The organism is Micromonospora hortensis, from assembly GCF_022230935.1.
GTDB classification, from domain to species: Bacteria; Actinomycetota; Actinomycetes; order Mycobacteriales; family Micromonosporaceae; genus Micromonospora; species Micromonospora hortensis.
The window spans coordinates 15,245-31,774 of the sequence record NZ_JAKKFE010000002.1 but is presented as its reverse complement, the minus strand read 5'-3'; the positions used below and the strand labels follow the sequence as shown (position 1 = coordinate 31,774).

Here is a 16,530-nt window from a genome sequence, read left to right as displayed (position 1 = left end):
TCGATGCCGTACCCGTCGTTAACCTTGACCACGATGGCCGTCGTGACTGACCCCCAGCCCCCCGCCCGGACCGACCCGCCCGCGTCCCCGGACGGGGGTCGTCGGCGCGTCGTCGCCATGACCGTCTGGGCGGTCGCCTTCGTCGGTGCGTGGCTGGGCATCGGGCTGCCCACCGATCCCGCGTACGCCTTCGTCTGGATCTGGCTCGCGACCATCGCCTGGAACAGCGAACGGCCGTGGCGTAGCCACCTGCGCTTCGCCCGGGACTGGGTGCCGGTGGTGCTGCTGTTCGTGATCTACAACCTCTCGCGCGGGTTCGCCGACAACGGGGCCACGCCGCACGCGATGGAGTTGATCGTCGCCGACCGGTTCATGTTCGGCTGGGCCACCGGGGGTGAGGTGCCCACCGTCTGGTTGCAGCAGCACTTCTACCACCCGCAGGTGCACTGGTGGGATGTCGCCGCGAGCTGGGTGTACTTCTCCCACTTCGTGGTGGCGCTGGCCGCCGCCGCTGTGCTCTGGCTGCGCGACCGGCACCGCTGGGCCGCGTACATGAGGCGGTGGGGTTTCCTCTGCGCGGCCGGCCTGGTGACCTACTTCATCTACCCGGCCGCCCCGCCCTGGTGGGCGGCGCAGAACGGCCTGCTCACCGAGGTCGCCCGGATCTCGACACGGGGTTGGAAGGCGTTCGGCATGCACGGCGCCGGAAACGTCCTCAACGCCGGTCAGATCGCCTCCAACCCGGTCGCCGCCATGCCGTCGCTGCACACGGCGTGGGCGTTGTTCGTGGTGTTGTTCTTCCTGACCGCCACCCGTCGTCGCTGGTGGCCGCTGCTGCTCGCGTACCCGCTGGCGATGACCTTCACCCTGGTCTACTCGGGTGAGCACTACGTGATCGACGTGCTGGTCGGCTGGGCCTACGTGGGGCTGACCTTCCTGGTGGTCGGTCTGGCGGAGCGCGGCTGGGCAGCGTGGCGCGTCCGGCACCCGAGCGCCAAGTCGGAACCGGCCACGGAACTTCCACCGACGCCCACCGACCCCCCGCCCGGCGAGCCCGAGCCCCCCACACCAGGGGAACCGGACACCACCACCCACCCCGCGATCCCCGCCGACCGCTAACTCCCACCCCGCCCCCGGAGTTGGTGTTCAGCGCAGCACGGGTTCGTCGGGTGGTAGCGACCGCACCTCGGGCCTGAGGCGACGGGTGAGGCGATTGATGCCGGCCATGGCGGCGGCGATCACCGTGATGAGGATCGCCAGCGGCAGCGGCTGACCGTCGAAGTGCCGCATCGCCGCATTGGAGAGCAGCGGGTCGGGGACGAGCCATCCGGCGATGAAGCCGGAGAGTCCGACACCGATGATGACGGCGGGCCGGTGGCGGCGGACTGCGAAGGCGGCTCCGACAGCGACGGCGGCGGCGGTGAGGATCCCGATGACGGTCGGCACGGCGTCGGGAACGTAGACCCCGTGGCGCCCCCACTCTCCGGTGCCCTTCCAGGCGAGGATCCCGAGCGGGACGAGGGCCCACCAGAACAGGCGCGGCCGGGGCACGGCCCACCGCTCGCGGGCGGCGATCGCGAGCAGGACGAGGGTCAGGGCCGGTGGGGCGGCGGACGCCACGAGTTGCTGGCCGGGGTTGATTCCCAGGCCGGCGCCGCTGACCACGTCGATGACGAGCCAACCTACGGTGGCCGTCAGGAATATCGCCTGCAGGGTGAGGGCGGTCCGGGTCGCGCCGCACAGCCAGGCGATCAGCGGTGCGAGGGGCAGCAGGCCGAGAGCGACAAGCTGCGGCCAGCCGGCGATGACGGCCGACATGTCGGTGGCGAGGACGGCACCGGTGAACAGATCCAGTGTGTGACCGGCGGGCTGGGTTCCGGCGGCGACGAGCAGGGCGGTGAGCCCGGTGGTCAGGGCCGTGGTGGTGACGGGCGTGGTGAGTCGCAGCCGGATCGCCAGGGCGATGATGTGCAGTGTCTCGTGTCGGCTGGGGCGCTGGCGGCCGTCGTCGAGGTCGAGCAGCAGCCCGAGCAGTTCCTCGCCGCGGGTGGTGCGGTGCGTGGCCGGCAGCAGGCGCAGCAGCCGCCGATATCGTCGTTCCAGGGGGCTGATGTCCGGGCTCATCCGATGGCCCCGAGGCGCGGGGCGTTGCGGGCGGCACGCTTGTTGAGGCGCTCCTCGGCGAGCCGGACCGCGGTGGCCATCCGCTGGCTCTCGTTGCGGATGGCGTCTGCCCCCGCGTCGGTCAGTTTGTAGAAACGGCGCAGCCGGCCCTTCTCCACCTCGTCGTGGTCGGGGGCGATGAGCCCCTGGGTGACGAGGCGGTCGAGGGCCCCGTAGAGCGTGCCGGCGCGTAACCGGATCCTGCCGTCGGTCATCTCGTCGACCTCTGTCACCACCGCGTAGCCGTGGCGGGGTTGGTCGGCGAGGGCGGAGAGGATCAGGAACGTCTGCTCACTGATGTCCATGGGCTATATATACCGCACGACGATATATATAGCAATGACGTCGACCGTGGCGGGTCAGGGTTGGGTGCGGGCCTGGTGTGCTCTTTCGGTCAGGTCGGCCGCCAGGGCCCAGGCCTCTGCCAGGTCGCGGTCCTGGGCGGTGGCGCCGGAACCCCCTGCGGTGTCCGCGTGGACGGTGGCCAACCCGAGACGGCGCTGGAGGGGCCCCTGGACCACTCGCACGCTCTGAATCCGGGCGTACGGCACGATCACCAACTGCCGGGTGAGCCGCCCGGACCGGGTGGCGAACACCCGCTCGAACAGCCCCGCGCCGAACGCGGTACGGCCCAGCGGGTGCAACCAACGGGTGCGGTGCGGCGGCGGGCTCAGCGTGAGCGTGTCGAGGCGTACCCCGGGAAGCACCTCGGCGACGATCATCGTCGCCGTCGGCAGGTCGCCGACCGGCAGCAGCCGATCGGGCCGGTTGCGGTCGTCGGCCTCCGCGACGGAGTAACCGGCCACCTCCAGCCGTAGCCGCAGCCAGCCCTTCATCCGCCACAGCAACGGCCAGGTGGCCCGCACGGTCTGCACCCGCTCCAGGGGCACGGTCTGCGCCCGCGTCTCCAGCAGGCCGTTGTGCACCCGCAGCGTGCCGCCGTCGCGGGCCAGCCGGAAGTTCCAGTCGTCGAGGACCCGGCGGATCGGTTGCAGCAGCACACCCGCCATCGCGGTCAGGGTGCTCGCCACCGCGACGAACGACCACGAACCGGCGGTGAGGAACTGCACCACGACGAAGGCCACACCGAACGGGAGCAGGAACGCCTGCGGGGTGAGTAGTTGGCTGATCAGCAGGTTCTGGTTGCGTACCGCGTGCAGTGGCCGGCCCGGCACGGCAGCCGGTGGCGCCGTCGCACCCGGGGCCACCGGGGTCGCCGCGTCGCCGGGCGCGGGCTGCTGCGCCACCCGCCCGGCCAGCGCCAGCAGGCGCTCGCGCAACAGTGCCGCGTCGGCCACCCCGAGGTACGCCAGTGGCGCCTCGGTCTTGCCACCGCCGACCACTTCCAGGCGCAGCTCGGCCAGGCCGGTGAGCTGGGCGAGCAGCGGCCGGACCACCTCCACGGCCTGCAACCGTTCCAACGGGATGGCCCGGGTACGCCGCCAGAGCAGCCCCTCGTACACCCGTAGTTCCCGGCCGACGACGTGGTAGCCAGTGTTGTACCAGCTGATCACCGACAGCACTGTCGCGCCGAGCGCCAGCACCGCCACCATGGCGGCGAACCAGCCGAAGCCCACCCGGGACAGCGTCGACCAGGACAGCCCGGCGATCACCACGACCAGGGACTTGGCGCCGTGCAGCACCGGGCTGAGCGGGTGCAGTCGTTGCCGGGGCTCGCCCTCGCCGCCGCCCGGCGGTGCCGGCCACGGCGCGGGCGTGCCGGGCGGCATCGGCCCACCAGGTGCCACGCCGGTCGGCACCGGCCCAGGCGCTGCCGCGCCAGCGAATGCCGAGTCAGCGGGCAGCGCCGGCCCCGGTGGCGTCGGGCCGGTGGGTGGCACGGTGCTCGGCTCGGCGGGCCCGTCGCTCATCGGAGCGGCCCTCGGCGCGGCCGGCGGCTGCCCGCGCGGGCGCTCACAGCCCCTCCGCCCGGTCCTCGCCGAGCGCTGTGAGTCGATCGCGCAGCCGGGACGCCTCCGCCGGACGTAGCCCGGGCACCCGGGCGTCGCTCGCCGCCGCCGCGGTGTGCAACTGCACGGTGGCCAGGTCGAAGGCGCGCTCCAACGGCCCGGCGCTCACGTCGACGAACTGCATCCGCGAGTACGGCACGATGGAGAGCCGGCGGACCAGCAGCCCGTGCCGGACCAGTAAATCGTTCTCCCGCTCGGCGTACCCCCAGGCGCGGACCGCGCGGACGATCGCGACGGCCCGCCACGCGCCGAGCACCAGCACGACGGCCACGGCGAGCCCGAACAACCAGTGACCGCTGAGCGCCCAGCCGACACCGGTCACCGCCAGCCCGACGGCGACCACGATCGCCAGCCGGATCAGCTCCACCCAGATCAGGTCCGTGGAGATCGGCTGCCAGTTGACAGTGTCCGGCCAGGGCTCCAACGGACCCCGACCAGCCGGCGCAGCCGTCAGCAGCGCGCCGGGGTCGGGCGGCAGGAGGCCCGGGGACGGCAGGTCGGGAGCGCGGTGGTCGGCGGCTGGTGCCGGCCGGTGACCGGGCGGCAGTGCGCCCGGTGGCAGCGGGGCGGGCGTCGAGACATCCGGCGCGGTGGGCTCCGGGCCGAGCGTGCCGGGTGCCGGGAACGCGCCGGGCGGCGGGTCGACGCCGGGCGGTGCGGTGGCCGGGGTGGGCGGCCAGGACGGGGAGGTGGGGCCGGGGGAAGCCGGAGGGTCGCCGCTCACAGGTCGAGCGTAGGCGATCCGGGCACCGGAGTGACGGCACGCAGGAAGCCTCGAGCGTCGAGGAAGTCACCGAGGCTGCCCCGGTGGGAGTCGCAGGCCAACCAGGTCTTGCGCCGATCGGCGTCGTGCAGGCGGGGATTGTTCCACTCCAGCGCCCAGACGGCGGCGGACCGGCAGCCCCGGGCCGAACAGATCAGGGCCTCGTCGGTGGGGGAGGGGATGCTCATCCCGGCCAGTCTAGGGCGGCGGGATGGAAAGTTTGAGCGCCGGGCGACCACGGGGGGAGCCGCCCGGCGACGGGGTGAATCGTACACGCGGCGGGCCGGTCCGTGCACACCCGCGATGCGTGAATCGGCCGCTGGGGACGGCGCTGTCAAAATCGGCTTCTCCCCACCTCGACACTCAGCAAGGCGTGCGAGTCTTGATACCGCACGAGCCGCGACGACCGACAAACGCTGTGGAGGACCGGTGGCCCAGCCGACCATGCCCGACGCCCCGACGCCGAACGGAGCGGCACCTGCCCCGGTGACCACACCCGCGCAGGACGCCACCCTGCTGGAGAAGGGCCTGTTCGAGATCAAACGTGTGATCGTCGGGCAGGACCGGATGGTGGAGCGGATGTTCGTCGCGCTGCTCGCCCGCGGTCACTGCCTGCTCGAAGGCGTGCCCGGGGTGGCCAAGACCCTGGCGGTGGAGACCCTCGCCAAGGTCGTCGGTGGGTCCTTCGCCCGGGTCCAGTTCACCCCGGACCTGGTGCCCGCCGACATCATGGGCACCCGGATCTACCGGCAGTCGAGCGAGAAGTTCGACGTCGAGTTGGGCCCGGTCTTCGTCAACTTCCTGCTCGCCGACGAGATCAACCGGGCACCGGCGAAGGTGCAGTCCGCGCTGCTGGAGGTCATGAGCGAGCGGCAGGTGTCCATCGGTGGGGAGAGCCACCGGGTGCCGGACCCGTTCCTGGTGATGGCCACCCAGAACCCGATCGAGCAGGAGGGTGTCTACCCGCTGCCGGAGGCGCAGCGGGACCGGTTCCTCATGAAGATCGTGGTGGGCTATCCGACCGACGCGGAGGAACGGGAGATCGTCTACCGGATGGGCGTGGCCGCGCCCGAGCCGACAGCGGTGTTCGACACCCCGGAGCTGATCGCCCTGCAACGCAAGGCGGACCAGGTCTTCGTCCACAACGCGCTGGTCGACTACGCGGTCCGCTTGGTGCTGGCCACCCGGGCCCCGGCCGAGCACGGCATGCCCGACGTCGCGCAACTGATCCAGTACGGGGCCAGCCCGCGTGCCTCGCTCGGTCTGGTCCGGGCCACCCGCGCCCTGGCGCTGCTGCGTGGGCGTGACTACGCGCTGCCGCAGGACGTGCAGGACATCGCACCGGACATCCTGCGGCACCGGTTGGTGCTCAGCTACGACGCGCTCGCCGACGACGTGCCCGCCGACCACATCGTGCAGCGGGTGATGTCGACGATCCCGCTCCCGGCGGTCGCTCCCCGGCAGCAGGCCACCCCGCCGTCGATCGCGCCGCCGCCGGGCGCTGGCTGGCCCGGGCAGCGCCCGTGACCTCACCCACCCCTCGTCCGGCCCCCCTCGGCGACCGTAGCGAGGCCGTGTTGTCCCGGCTTCAGCTGCTCGTCACCCGTAAGCTCGACGGTCTGCTGCAGGGCGACTACGCCGGCCTGCTGCCCGGACCGGGCAGTGAGGCGGGTGAGTCCCGGGAGTACCGCCCCGGCGACGACGTGCGCCGGATGGACTGGCCGGTCACGGCCCGGACCACCACACCGCACGTGCGGCGTACGGTCGCCGACCGGGAGCTGGAGACCTGGCTCGCGCTGGACCTCTCCGCCAGCCTCGACTTCGGGACCGGTCAGTGGCTCAAGCGGGAGGTAGTGGTGGCCGCCGCGGCCGCCATCACCCACCTGACAGTGCGCGGGGGCAACCGGATCGGCGCCGTGATCGGTACCGGTGGCGGGGCGTCCGCGCCGGCGCGACGGTGGCGGGGCGGACCACCGCCGGCCGGCCCCGGGGTGCTCACCCGGCTGCCGGCCCGCTCCGGGCGCAAGGAGGCGCAGGGCCTGCTGCGTGCCGTCGCCGGCACCGCCATCCAGCCCGGCCGTGGTGATCTGGGCGCCCTGATCGAGATGCTCAACCGTCCGCCCCGTCGTCGTGGGGTGGCAGTGGTGGTCTCGGACTTCCTCGCGCCGGCCGAGCAGTGGGCGCGGCCGATGCGCAAGCTGCGCGTCCGCCACGACGTGCTGGCGATCGAGGTGGTCGATCCGCGTGAGCTGGAGCTGCCCGACGTGGGCGTGTTGCCGGTGGTCGACCCGGAGAGCGGTGAGCTGCACGAGGTGCAGACCGCCGACCCGCGGCTACGGCAGCGCTACGCCGAGGCCGCCACCGCCCAACGGGCCGCTATCGCCGCCGCCCTGCGCGGCGCTGGCGCGGCCCACCTGCGTCTGCGTACCGACCGAGACTGGCTGCTGGACATGGTGCGATTCGTGGCCGCGCAGCGGCACGCGCGTACCAGGGGGACGACACGATGATCCGTTTTCTGCAACCGTGGTGGCTGCTGGCTGTGCTGCCGGTCTTCGCCCTCGCCGCGTTCTACGTCTGGCGGCAGTTGCACCGTCGGGCGTACGCGATGCGGTTCACCAATGTGGACCTGCTGCGTACTGTCGCGCCGAAGGGCCTGGGCTGGCGTCGGCACGTCCCGGCGACCGCGTTCCTGCTCTGCCTGCTGGTGCTGGCCACCGCGCTGGCCCGTCCCGCCGTGGACACCAAGGAGCCGCTGGAGCGGGCCACAGTGATGCTCGCCATCGACGTGTCGTTGTCGATGCAGGCCGACGATGTGGCGCCGAATCGGCTGGAGGCGGCCCAGGAGGCGGCCAAGCAGTTCGTCAGTGAGTTGCCGGAGAGCTACAACCTGGGTCTCGTGTCGTTCGCCAAGGCGGCCAACGTGCTGGTGCCGCCGGGCAAGGACCGGGACGCGGTGACCAGCGCCATCGACGGGCTGGTGCTGGCCGAGGCGACAGCGACCGGCGAGGCGGTGTTCACCTGCCTGGAGGCGATCCGGTCGGTGCCGACCGATGGCGCGGCGGGCATTCCGCCGGCACGGATCGTGCTGCTCTCCGACGGCTTCCGGACCTCCGGTCGAGCGGTGGAGGAGGCGGCGGCAGCCGCGCAGGCAGCGAACGTTCCGGTCTCCACCATCGCCTTCGGCACCGACACCGGCCAGGTCGACATCGGCGGGCAGTTGCAGCGGGTGCCGGTGGACCGGTTGGCCCTCGCCGAGCTGGCCGAGACCACCGAGGGTTACTTCTACGAGGCGGCCTCGGTGAGCGAGCTGAAGCAGGTCTATCAGGACATGGGCAGCTCGATCGGGTTCCGCACCGAGCCGCGGGAGGTGACCCAGTGGTACGCCGGGGTGGCGTTGCTGCTGGCGCTCTGCGCGGGCGCGTTCAGTCTGCTCTGGTCGTCCCGGATGCTGTGAACCGGTGCGCCGGCGGCGGGCGACGACCGCCGCCGGCACCAGCACGAGGCAGCGTCAGCCAGCGGTCGGCGACCGCGGACGGCCCGGAGCGGTCAGTGACCGCCACCGGCGAGCACGAAGACGATGGCCACCCAGACGGCGGCGAGGGTGAAGCCCAGCGGGGCGACGTAGCGGCTCATGACGGCTCCGGGTGGCGGCTGGACGGTCCGCGTGCGGGGGCGGACCGCAGGGGGTGGGGACGCGCACACGAAGTCGTGACCGGGCGGCTCCCGGCGACCGCCCGGGATCGGGCGGCGCGGCACACTCACCTCGGCAGGCGCCGAGGTGGTGGGGAGCGGAGCGGGGTCAGCTCACCAGACTGAGTCGTGGCTCAGCGGGACTGACCATCGGCCCGGCCACGACTGGGAGGATCGCTATCTCGCACAGCGATCACCTCCTGCAAGTCGGGCGGGCCGGAACGTCGATGATCGTACACCTGCGGTGCCGACGGAACGCACTCGGCCGACCGGCTGGCGACCCCTCCACCGCCCGGTTGGCGACGCCGCTCGCCACCAGCACGTACGCCTTCGGGTGACGAGCGCGGCTGCCCCACCCGCACCACACTGACCAGCACCACGGCGAGCAGTGGCAGCCAGCAGCAGCGCGCCAGCACCCACCCCGGGCCGTCCGGGGCGGTGTGCAGACCGGGCACTGCCAGCCCGCCGCGGGCGGTGAGCGCTGTCACCGCCACCAGTACCGGCTGGTGCCACAGGTAGATCCGGACGGCGGAGCGGTTCACATCGGTCACCGCCCGGCCCGGCAGCGGCCGGGTCAGCAGCCGGTGCAGTGCCGGCCGGGCGAGCAGTCCCAGCCCGACCTGGGTCACCGCCAGCGCCACGACCAGCAGCGACGGTGGATTCAGGTTGGACACCCCGGCCCCGGGCACGCCGACCGCGCTCACCGGGTAGCCCAGCGCCAGCAGCGCCGCCAGCGCGACCGCCCCACCGGCCGCCAACGTGCCGCCCGCCCGCCGGCCGTCCAGCCGCCCGTCGGCGTGCGCCACACCCAGCAGGTACGGCACCGACCAGGCCGCCAGTACGGTGACCGGGGGCAGGTCGGTGCCGGCCGGCAGCAGCCGGACGGCCAGGTCGACAGCGGCCACCACGACCACCGCCGGTGCCCCGCACCGCGCCACCCCCCACCGGCGTACGACGACGCGCAGCGGGCCGGTCAGCGCGACCAGGACCACCAGCGGTAGCAGGAACCACAGCGGGCTGACCGCCAGCCGCAGCGCGACGGCGAGCGTGTCGTCGGAGGTGCCGACGACTGTGGCGGCGAGCAGCACCGCGGCACCGACACCGAGCAGCGCCACGGTGGGCAGCAGCAGCCGGCGCAGCCGCCCGGCCAGCCAACCGCCCGCGCCGCCGGGGTAGCGGGCCAGCGACCGGGTCGAGCCGAACCCGGCGGTGAAGAAGAACAACCCGAGCGTCTGCAACACCCAGGTCACCGGGGCCAGGTCGGGCAGAGCGGTCAGCGGACTCGCCTGGTGCAGCCCGCCGTCTCCGGCCAGCACCAACCCGGTGACCAGCCAGTGCCCCAGCACCACACCGCCGATGGCGTACGCCCGCAGCGCGTCGACGGCACGGTCCCGGCTCATCGGGCGTCCCCGATCCGGTCGGTGTCGACGCCGCCCAGCACGACCGCCGCCACCGCTACCAGCGCGGAGCTGCCCGGCGCGAGGTAGCCGTCGTGTCCCGCCACCCCACCCACCGGCAGCGCTCGGGCGCCGAACGCCGGATCGCCGGGTCGCCGGCCGAAACCCAGGCCGGGCAGCCGCACCGGCGGTACCCGACGGATCCAGTCGGTCGGCGCCTCGGCCGCCCAGAACCGGCGTCCGCCGGGCAGGTCGTCGGCGCGCTGCACCCCGGCGCCGACGCCGCCGAGGCTGACCACGTCGGTGACCTGGGTCGGGGCGTCCGCCGCCGCCAGCGACACCACCAGCGACCCGTAGCTGTGCCCGACCAGGGTGATCGTCGCCGCCGGACGCCGCCCGGCCAACTCCCGCAGCAGCGTGGCCAGCCCGGCCGCGCCACGCCGGGCGCTGACGCCGCCGGCGGCGGTCAACACCCCGTCGGGCGGGTCGTAGCCGAGCCAGGCCAGCACCGCGACCCGCGCCGCCGGGTCGGTCGCCAGCAGTTCCCGGTAGAGCTGCCCAGCCTGCACCGCCGGCGCCCGCCGGGCCACCCCGCCCAACCCCCTGTCGAAGTCGGCGAGGGTGCTGCCGACCCCCGGCACCAGCACCGCGATCCGGTCCGCGTCGGCGAGGTCGCCGAAAACCTCGACAGCGCGGCCGTCACCGCGCTCGTCGAACAGCAGGAACCGGCGTCCGTCGGCAGCCCAGTCCGCGTACGGGGGGCCGGCCGCGCGCATCGCCGCCGCCATCACCGGGTACGCCTCGACGAACCCGGCCGCCGTGGCCGGCTCGGGTCGGGTCGGCAGAACCAGGTTCACGCCGAGCAGCGCGGCCATCGCCACCCGGCTGGCACCTCGTCGTCGCATCACGGTCTCCCTCCGGAATGTCGTCCGGAGGGAGAGTGCGCCCAGGGGCGGGGCCCGGTCGTCAGCCCGCAGAGCCGTTGCCGGGCTGGCTCCACGGGGCTACTCGCCGGCGGCCACCAGACCCGTCTCGTACGCCAGCACCACTGCCTGGGCCCGGTCGCGCAGACCCAACTTGGCCAGGATCCGCCCGACGTGCGTCTTCACTGTCTGCTCGGCCACCACCAGGTCACCAGCGATCTCCGCGTTGTTGCGGCCCCGGGCGATCAACCGCAGCACCTCGGTCTCGCGCGGGGTGAGCCCGGCCAGGTCGGTGGGGCGCGGGCGGCGGCGGTCCGGACGGTTCGCGAACTCGGCGATCAGCCGGCGGGTGACCCCCGGGGCGAGCAGCGCGTCGCCGGCCGCCACCACCCGCACCGCCTGCACCAGGTCGGCCGCCGGGGCGTCCTTGAGCAGGAACCCGCTGGCCCCGGCGCGCAACGCCTCGTACACGTAGTCGTCCAGGTCGAAGGTGGTGAGGATGAGCACCCGGGGTCGCTGCGTCGACCGGTCACCGAGCAGCTTGCGGGTGGCCTCCAGCCCGTCCATGACCGGCATCCGCACGTCCATCAGCACCACGTCCGGGTCGAGGTGGCGGGCGGCGGCCACCGCCTGCGCGCCGTCGGCGGCGTCCCCCACCACCAGCAGGTCCGGTTGGGCGGCGAGCAGCGCGCCGAAACCCTGCCGGACCATCGCCTGGTCGTCGGCGATCAGCACCCGGATCATCGGTCCCCGCCCTCCGCGTCGTACGGCAACTCGGCCGCCACCGCGTAACCCCCGTCGGGCAGCGGCCCGGCGGTGAACGTACCGCCCAGCGAGGTGGCCCGCTCCCGCATGCCGGTCAGCCCGTGCCCGGGGCCGCCGTCGGCGGTCGGTCGGACGTCGGCCGGGGAGTTTTCGACGCGTACCTCCAGACCGGACCGGCCGGCGCGGACGGTGACCCGCACCGCGGCGCCGGCCGCGTGGCGGGCCGCGTTGGCCAGGCCCTCCTGCACGATGCGGTACGCGGCCAGCCCGACCGGCGCGGGCACCCGGTCGTCGTCCACCGGCTCGACGTCCACTGTGACCGGCAACCCGGCCCGGCGTGCCGCGTCCACCATCGCGCCCAGGTCGGTCAGGTCCGGCTGCGGCGCGGTCTGCGGCCCGCTCGTCTCGCTGCGCAGCACCCCCAGCAGCCGCCGCATGTCGGTGAGCGCGTCGCGGGCCGACGCGGCGATGGCGACAAACTCCGCGGCTGCCGGGGCCGGCACGTCCGTCAGCCGGTACGGGGCGGTCTCCGCCTGCACCGCGATCAGCGACATGTGGTGGGCCACCACGTCGTGCAGCTCCCGGGCGATCCGGGTGCGTTCCTCCAGCACCGCGCGGCGCTCCTGCTCCCGTTCGCTCAGCTCGGCCTGCGCGTCGAGGGCGTGCCGGGACAGCCGGTTGCGCCGGATCAGGTCGCCGACGATCGCCAGCGCGCCGACCAGCAGCAGAACGGGGACCCGGTTGTCGGGGTGGACCAGGGTGAGCACCGGCACGGTGCTGATCGCCACCACCCAGACCAGCACCGGCCGGTCGACCCGTGCGACGACCACCGCCAGCACCGCGACCGACCCGAGCGCCAGCGGCGGGGTCCACGGCCAGGCCTGGTCGTCCGGGGCGTTGAACGTGCAGATCAGCAGGGCCAGCACCGTCAGCCGCCAGGCCAGCAGTGGACGCCGGGGCAGCGCCAGCAGCGGCGCCACCGTCATCGCCGCGAACAGCAGCGCGATCGGTGGCGGCAGGCCCCAGTCGCTCTCCACCGTCAACGTGATCAGGAAGAGGCCGAGCGCGGCGAGCAGGCCGGCCGGCGCGGCGTAGCGGGCCGGCCCGGGCCAACGCGCCAGCAGCGGCCGTTCGGGCCGGACGTCGGGGCCGAGCACTGTCTGCCGCAGGGCCCGCACTGCCACCGCGATCGGATGCCGGTTCACCACCCGCAGGCTACGGGCCGACCCCGCCACGAGGCGTGCCACCAGGGGTTGATCCCGGTGTCGTACCCCAGTGTGACGCGACTCCCGTTAGCGCTTACCTGCCGGTAACGCCTAGGCTCCGACGCGTCCGTGCTGACCATTCGCAAGGGGGAACAGTGGCCCGTACCGTGCTGGTGACCGGGGGCAACCGGGGAATCGGCCTGGCCATCGCGCAGGCCTTCGCCAAGCAGGGCGACCGGGTGGCGGTCACCCACCGCAGCGGCGAGGCGCCCGACGGGCTGTTCGGCGTCCGCGCCGACGTCACCGACGCCGCCTCGATCGACGCCGCGTTCGCCGCCGTCGAGGCCGAGCTGGGTCCGGTCGAGGTGCTGGTCGCCAACGCCGGCATGACCGCCGACACGCTGCTGCTGCGCATGACCGAGGAGCAGTTCACCGATGTGGTGAACACCAACCTCACCGGCGCGTTCCGGGTCGCGAAGCGGGCCTCCGGCAAGATGCTCCGCGCCAAGTGGGGCCGGATGATCTTCATCTCCTCGGTGGTCGGCCTCGCCGGTGGCGCCGGGCAGGTCAACTACGCCGCCAGCAAGGCCGGCCTTGTCGGCGTCGCCCGCTCGATCACCCGGGAGCTGGGCAGCCGCAACATCACCGCGAACGTGGTGGCGCCCGGCTTCATCGACACCGACATGACCGCCGGCCTCACCGGCGACCGCAAGGCGGAGATCCTCAAGTCCATCCCGGCGGGCCGGATGGCCAGCCCGGACGAGGTCGCCGCCGTGGTCACCTGGCTGGCCTCGGACAGCGCCGGGTACGTCTCCGGCGCCGTCATTCCGGTCGACGGCGGCCTCGGCATGGGCCACTAACCCTTTTGACTACGGAGGAAATCAGCGATGTCCGGACTGCTCGCCGGTAAGCGACTGCTCGTCACCGGTGTCATCACCGACGCCTCGATCGCCTTCTCGGTGGCGAAGCTCGCTCAGGAAAATGGCGCGCAGGTCGTGCTCACCGGCTACGGCCGGCTCTCCCTGGTCGAGCGGATCGCCAAGCGGCTGCCCGAGCCGGCGCCGGTCATCGAGGTGGACGTCACCAACACCGAGCATCTGGCCGGCCTCGCCGACCGGGTACGCGAGCACGTCGACGGCCTCGACGGTGTCGTGCACTCGATCGGCTTCGCCCCGCAGAGCTGCCTCGGCGGCGGCTTCCTCGACGCGCCCTGGGAGGACGTGGCGACCGCCCTGCACGTCTCCACCTTCTCGTACAAGTCGCTGGCCATGGCGGCGCTGCCACTGATGTCGCCCGGCGGCGCGGTGGTCGGCCTGACCTTCGACGCGACGAAGGCGTGGCCGGTCTACGACTGGATGGGCGTGGCCAAGGCCGGCCTGGAGTCCGCGTCCCGCTACCTCGCGCTGCACCTGGGCAAGCAGGGCATCCGCAGCAACCTGGTCGCCGCCGGGCCGCTGCGCACCATCGCCGCGAAGTCGATCCCCGGCTTCGACCAGTTCGAGGAAGCCTGGGCCGAGCGTGCCCCGCTGGGCTGGAGCCTCACCGACCAGGAGCCCGCCGCTCGGGCCTGCCTGGCGCTGCTCTCCGACTGGTTCCCGGCCACCACCGGCGAGATCGTCCACGTCGACGGCGGCTACCACGCCATCGGCTCCTGACGCTGTGCCGTGACGCTCCCTGGTCACCGTCCGCGTGATCTACGCGTCCGGACCAGGGGGCGTCGCCGGGACGTCCCGGCCGAGGGGCAAGAATGACCCCATGTCGTACGACGCGGTGGTGCTGGTGTCCTTCGGCGGTCCCGAGCGGCCCGAGGACGTGATGCCGTTTCTGCAGAACGTGACCCGGGGCCGGGGTGTGCCTCCCGAACGACTGGTCGAGGTCGCCGAGCACTACCAGCACTTCGGTGGGGTGTCCCCGATCAACCAGCAGTGCCGTGACCTGCTGGCCGCCGTCCGCGCCGACTTCGACGCGCACGGTGTCGACCTGCCCATCTACTGGGGCAACCGCAACTGGGACCCGATGCTCGCCGACACCGTGACCCAGATGCGCGACGACGGGATCACCCGGGCGTTGGCCTTCGTCACCAGCGCGTACGGCGGCTACTCGTCCTGCCGGCAGTACCAGGAGGACATCGCCGCAGCCCGTGCCGCGGTCGGCCCGGACGCCCCGGTGATCGAGAAGCTGCGTCAGTTCTGGGACCACCCCGGCTTCGTCGAGCCGCACGTCGACGCCGTCAGGGCGGCGCTGGGCCAGCTCGACCCGGCGAAGCGGGACACCACCCGGCTGGTCTTCACCGCCCACTCCATCCCCACCTCGATGGCGGCGAACGCCGGCCCGCACGGCGGCCGGTACGAGGCGCAGCTACACGAGACCGCCCGGCTCGTCGCCGCGGCCGCCGCACCCGACCTGGCGTACGACCTGGTCTGGCAGAGCCGCTCCGGCCCGCCGCAGGTGCCGTGGCTGGAACCGGACATCAACGACCACCTGGCCGCCCTCGCGCAGGGCGGCACCACCGGTGTGGTGGTCAGCCCGATCGGGTTCGTCTCCGATCACCTGGAGGTCGTGTGGGACCTGGACACCGAAGCGCTGGAGACGGCGAAGCAGCTCGGCCTGGACTTCGTCCGGGCCGGCACGCCGGGCACCGACCCGCGCTTCGTGACCATGGTGCGTGAGCTGGTCACCGAGCGGACCGACCCGGACGGCGCGCAGCTGCGTCGCCGCCTGGGCGAGCTGCCCTTGTGGGACACCTGCCCCACCGTCTGTTGCGTGCCGACCCGTCGCCCCTGACCTCTGAGGATCATCATGCATGACCGTAAGCCCGTGCAGAGTTGGCTGACCGACATGGACGGCGTGCTGGTGCACGAGGGCCAGCCGGTGCCCGGCGCGCCGGAGTTCATCAACCGGATGCGCGCCTCCGGCAAGCCGTTCCTGGTGCTGACCAACAACTCGATCTACACACCTCGGGACCTGACGGCCCGGCTCAGCCGGATGGGGCTGGACGTGCCGGAGGAGTCGATCTGGTCCTCCGCCCTGGCCACCGGCCAGTTCCTCGCCGACCAGCGGCCGGGTGGCACCGCGTACGTCATCGGTGAGGCCGGACTGACCACGGCGCTGCACGCCGTCGGTTACGTGCTGACCGACTTCGCCCCCGACTATGTGGTGCTCGGCGAGACCCGCACCTACAGCTTCGAGGCGATCACCAAAGCCGTCCGCCTGATCAACGACGGCGCCCGGTTCATCTGCACCAACCCCGACGTGACCGGCCCGTCCGTGGAGGGCGCGCTACCCGCCGCCGGCTCGGTAGCCGCCATGATCTCCAAGGCGACAGGGGTCGAACCGTACTTCGTCGGCAAGCCCAACCCGATGATGATGCGCTCGGCGCTGAACACCATCAACGCGCACTCGGAGAGCACCGCGATGATCGGTGACCGGATGGACACCGACATCCTGTGTGGCCTGGAGGCTGGGCTGGAGACGATCCTGGTGCTCACCGGGATCAGCAGCCGCACCGAGGCGGAGCGCTACCCGTACCGCCCGTCGCGGATCATCAACTCGGTAGCGGACCTGCTCGACGAGATCTGACCAGCCCCGGTCGCCCCTCGTCCCTCGTCCCTCGGCCCTCGGCCCGCCGCGCGGCCGTGTGGTGCCGGCGCTGGT

Annotated in this window: 18 protein-coding genes; 8 read left to right on the top strand and 10 right to left on the bottom strand. The window is 73.0% G+C overall.

What is annotated here, in order from left to right:
- The first annotated feature begins 33 nt into the window (after positions 1 to 33).
- The gene (locus NIE111_RS01270; protein ID WP_238682629.1) at positions 34 to 1,119 is read left to right on the top strand and encodes a phosphatase PAP2 family protein; all 1,086 of its coding nucleotides are present in this window, start codon (positions 34 to 36) and stop codon (positions 1,117 to 1,119) included.
- Between the two features lie 27 nt (positions 1,120 to 1,146).
- Here NIE111_RS01270 and NIE111_RS01265 read toward each other — a convergent pair whose 3' ends face one another.
- The 5 genes from NIE111_RS01265 to NIE111_RS01245 all read right to left on the bottom strand — a co-directional run bounded on the left by NIE111_RS01265 (position 1,147) and on the right by NIE111_RS01245 (position 5,084).
- Complete coding sequence (locus tag NIE111_RS01265) at positions 1,147 to 2,124, bottom strand: hypothetical protein (RefSeq protein WP_091403823.1); 978 nt, start codon at positions 2,122 to 2,124, stop codon at positions 1,147 to 1,149.
- Positions 2,121 to 2,468, bottom strand: a complete 348-nt coding sequence (locus NIE111_RS01260; RefSeq protein WP_091403826.1) for a PadR family transcriptional regulator — start codon at positions 2,466 to 2,468, stop codon at positions 2,121 to 2,123. Before NIE111_RS01260 ends, NIE111_RS01265 begins: the two co-directional genes overlap by 4 nt.
- A 54-nt stretch (positions 2,469 to 2,522) precedes the next feature.
- The gene (locus NIE111_RS01255) at positions 2,523 to 4,034 is read right to left on the bottom strand and encodes a PH domain-containing protein (protein WP_372488265.1); all 1,512 of its coding nucleotides are present in this window, start codon (positions 4,032 to 4,034) and stop codon (positions 2,523 to 2,525) included.
- Between the two features lie 43 nt (positions 4,035 to 4,077).
- The gene (locus NIE111_RS01250) at positions 4,078 to 4,611 is read right to left on the bottom strand and encodes a PH domain-containing protein (protein WP_238682684.1); all 534 of its coding nucleotides are present in this window, start codon (positions 4,609 to 4,611) and stop codon (positions 4,078 to 4,080) included.
- A gap of 242 nt (positions 4,612 to 4,853) precedes the next feature.
- The gene (locus tag NIE111_RS01245) at positions 4,854 to 5,084 is read right to left on the bottom strand and encodes a hypothetical protein (RefSeq protein ID WP_238682628.1); all 231 of its coding nucleotides are present in this window, start codon (positions 5,082 to 5,084) and stop codon (positions 4,854 to 4,856) included.
- 241 nt (positions 5,085 to 5,325) lie between these two features.
- On the opposite strand from NIE111_RS01245, the gene NIE111_RS01240 reads away from it, so the two are divergent.
- The 3 genes from NIE111_RS01240 to NIE111_RS01230 are packed head-to-tail and all read left to right on the top strand — an operon-like array spanning position 5,326 to position 8,350.
- Complete coding sequence (locus NIE111_RS01240) at positions 5,326 to 6,423, top strand: AAA family ATPase (RefSeq protein ID WP_196924350.1); 1,098 nt, start codon at positions 5,326 to 5,328, stop codon at positions 6,421 to 6,423.
- The gene (locus NIE111_RS01235; protein ID WP_238682683.1) at positions 6,402 to 7,403 is read left to right on the top strand and encodes a DUF58 domain-containing protein; all 1,002 of its coding nucleotides are present in this window, start codon (positions 6,402 to 6,404) and stop codon (positions 7,401 to 7,403) included. Before NIE111_RS01240 ends, NIE111_RS01235 begins: the two co-directional genes overlap by 22 nt.
- Positions 7,400 to 8,350, top strand: coding sequence for a VWA domain-containing protein (locus NIE111_RS01230; protein ID WP_091403838.1), 951 nt, complete (start codon positions 7,400 to 7,402; stop codon positions 8,348 to 8,350). The genes NIE111_RS01235 and NIE111_RS01230 overlap by 4 nt, the downstream gene beginning before the upstream one ends.
- A gap of 92 nt (positions 8,351 to 8,442) precedes the next feature.
- Here NIE111_RS01230 and NIE111_RS01225 read toward each other — a convergent pair whose 3' ends face one another.
- From NIE111_RS01225 to NIE111_RS01205, 5 genes are all read right to left on the bottom strand, one after another.
- A complete protein-coding gene (locus tag NIE111_RS01225; RefSeq protein WP_196925116.1) occupies positions 8,443 to 8,658 on the bottom strand; it encodes a hypothetical protein in 216 nt (71 codons plus the stop codon).
- Between the two features lie 62 nt (positions 8,659 to 8,720).
- Positions 8,721 to 9,986 (bottom strand): acyltransferase family protein, encoded by a 1,266-nt coding sequence (locus tag NIE111_RS01220; RefSeq protein WP_238682627.1) that lies wholly within the window; start codon positions 9,984 to 9,986, stop codon positions 8,721 to 8,723.
- The gene (locus tag NIE111_RS01215) at positions 9,983 to 10,888 is read right to left on the bottom strand and encodes an alpha/beta hydrolase (protein ID WP_238682626.1); all 906 of its coding nucleotides are present in this window, start codon (positions 10,886 to 10,888) and stop codon (positions 9,983 to 9,985) included. The genes NIE111_RS01220 and NIE111_RS01215 overlap by 4 nt, the downstream gene beginning before the upstream one ends.
- 99 nt (positions 10,889 to 10,987) lie before the next feature.
- Positions 10,988 to 11,650, bottom strand: a complete 663-nt coding sequence (locus tag NIE111_RS01210) for a response regulator (protein ID WP_238682145.1) — start codon at positions 11,648 to 11,650, stop codon at positions 10,988 to 10,990.
- On the bottom strand, positions 11,647 to 12,876 hold the full coding sequence (locus NIE111_RS01205) for a sensor histidine kinase (RefSeq protein WP_238682625.1): 1,230 nt from the start codon (positions 12,874 to 12,876) through the stop codon (positions 11,647 to 11,649). The genes NIE111_RS01210 and NIE111_RS01205 overlap by 4 nt, the downstream gene beginning before the upstream one ends.
- Before the next feature lie 155 nt (positions 12,877 to 13,031).
- Between NIE111_RS01205 and fabG the strand changes: the two genes are divergently transcribed.
- The 4 genes from fabG (at position 13,032) to NIE111_RS01185 (ending at position 16,455) form a co-directional block, all read left to right on the top strand.
- On the top strand, positions 13,032 to 13,736 hold the full coding sequence (fabG, locus tag NIE111_RS01200; RefSeq protein WP_238682624.1) for a 3-oxoacyl-ACP reductase FabG: 705 nt from the start codon (positions 13,032 to 13,034) through the stop codon (positions 13,734 to 13,736).
- A 27-nt stretch (positions 13,737 to 13,763) separates the two neighbouring features.
- Positions 13,764 to 14,531 carry an enoyl-ACP reductase FabI gene (gene fabI / locus NIE111_RS01195; protein ID WP_210786387.1) on the top strand — a complete coding sequence of 256 codons (768 nt, stop codon included), beginning with the start codon at positions 13,764 to 13,766 and terminating at the stop codon, positions 14,529 to 14,531.
- Between the two features lie 100 nt (positions 14,532 to 14,631).
- A complete protein-coding gene (locus NIE111_RS01190; protein WP_238682623.1) occupies positions 14,632 to 15,660 on the top strand; it encodes a ferrochelatase in 1,029 nt (342 codons plus the stop codon).
- A 15-nt stretch (positions 15,661 to 15,675) separates the two neighbouring features.
- Positions 15,676 to 16,455, top strand: coding sequence for an HAD-IIA family hydrolase (locus NIE111_RS01185; RefSeq protein ID WP_091403868.1), 780 nt, complete (start codon positions 15,676 to 15,678; stop codon positions 16,453 to 16,455).
- Positions 16,456 to 16,530 lie beyond the last annotated feature (75 nt).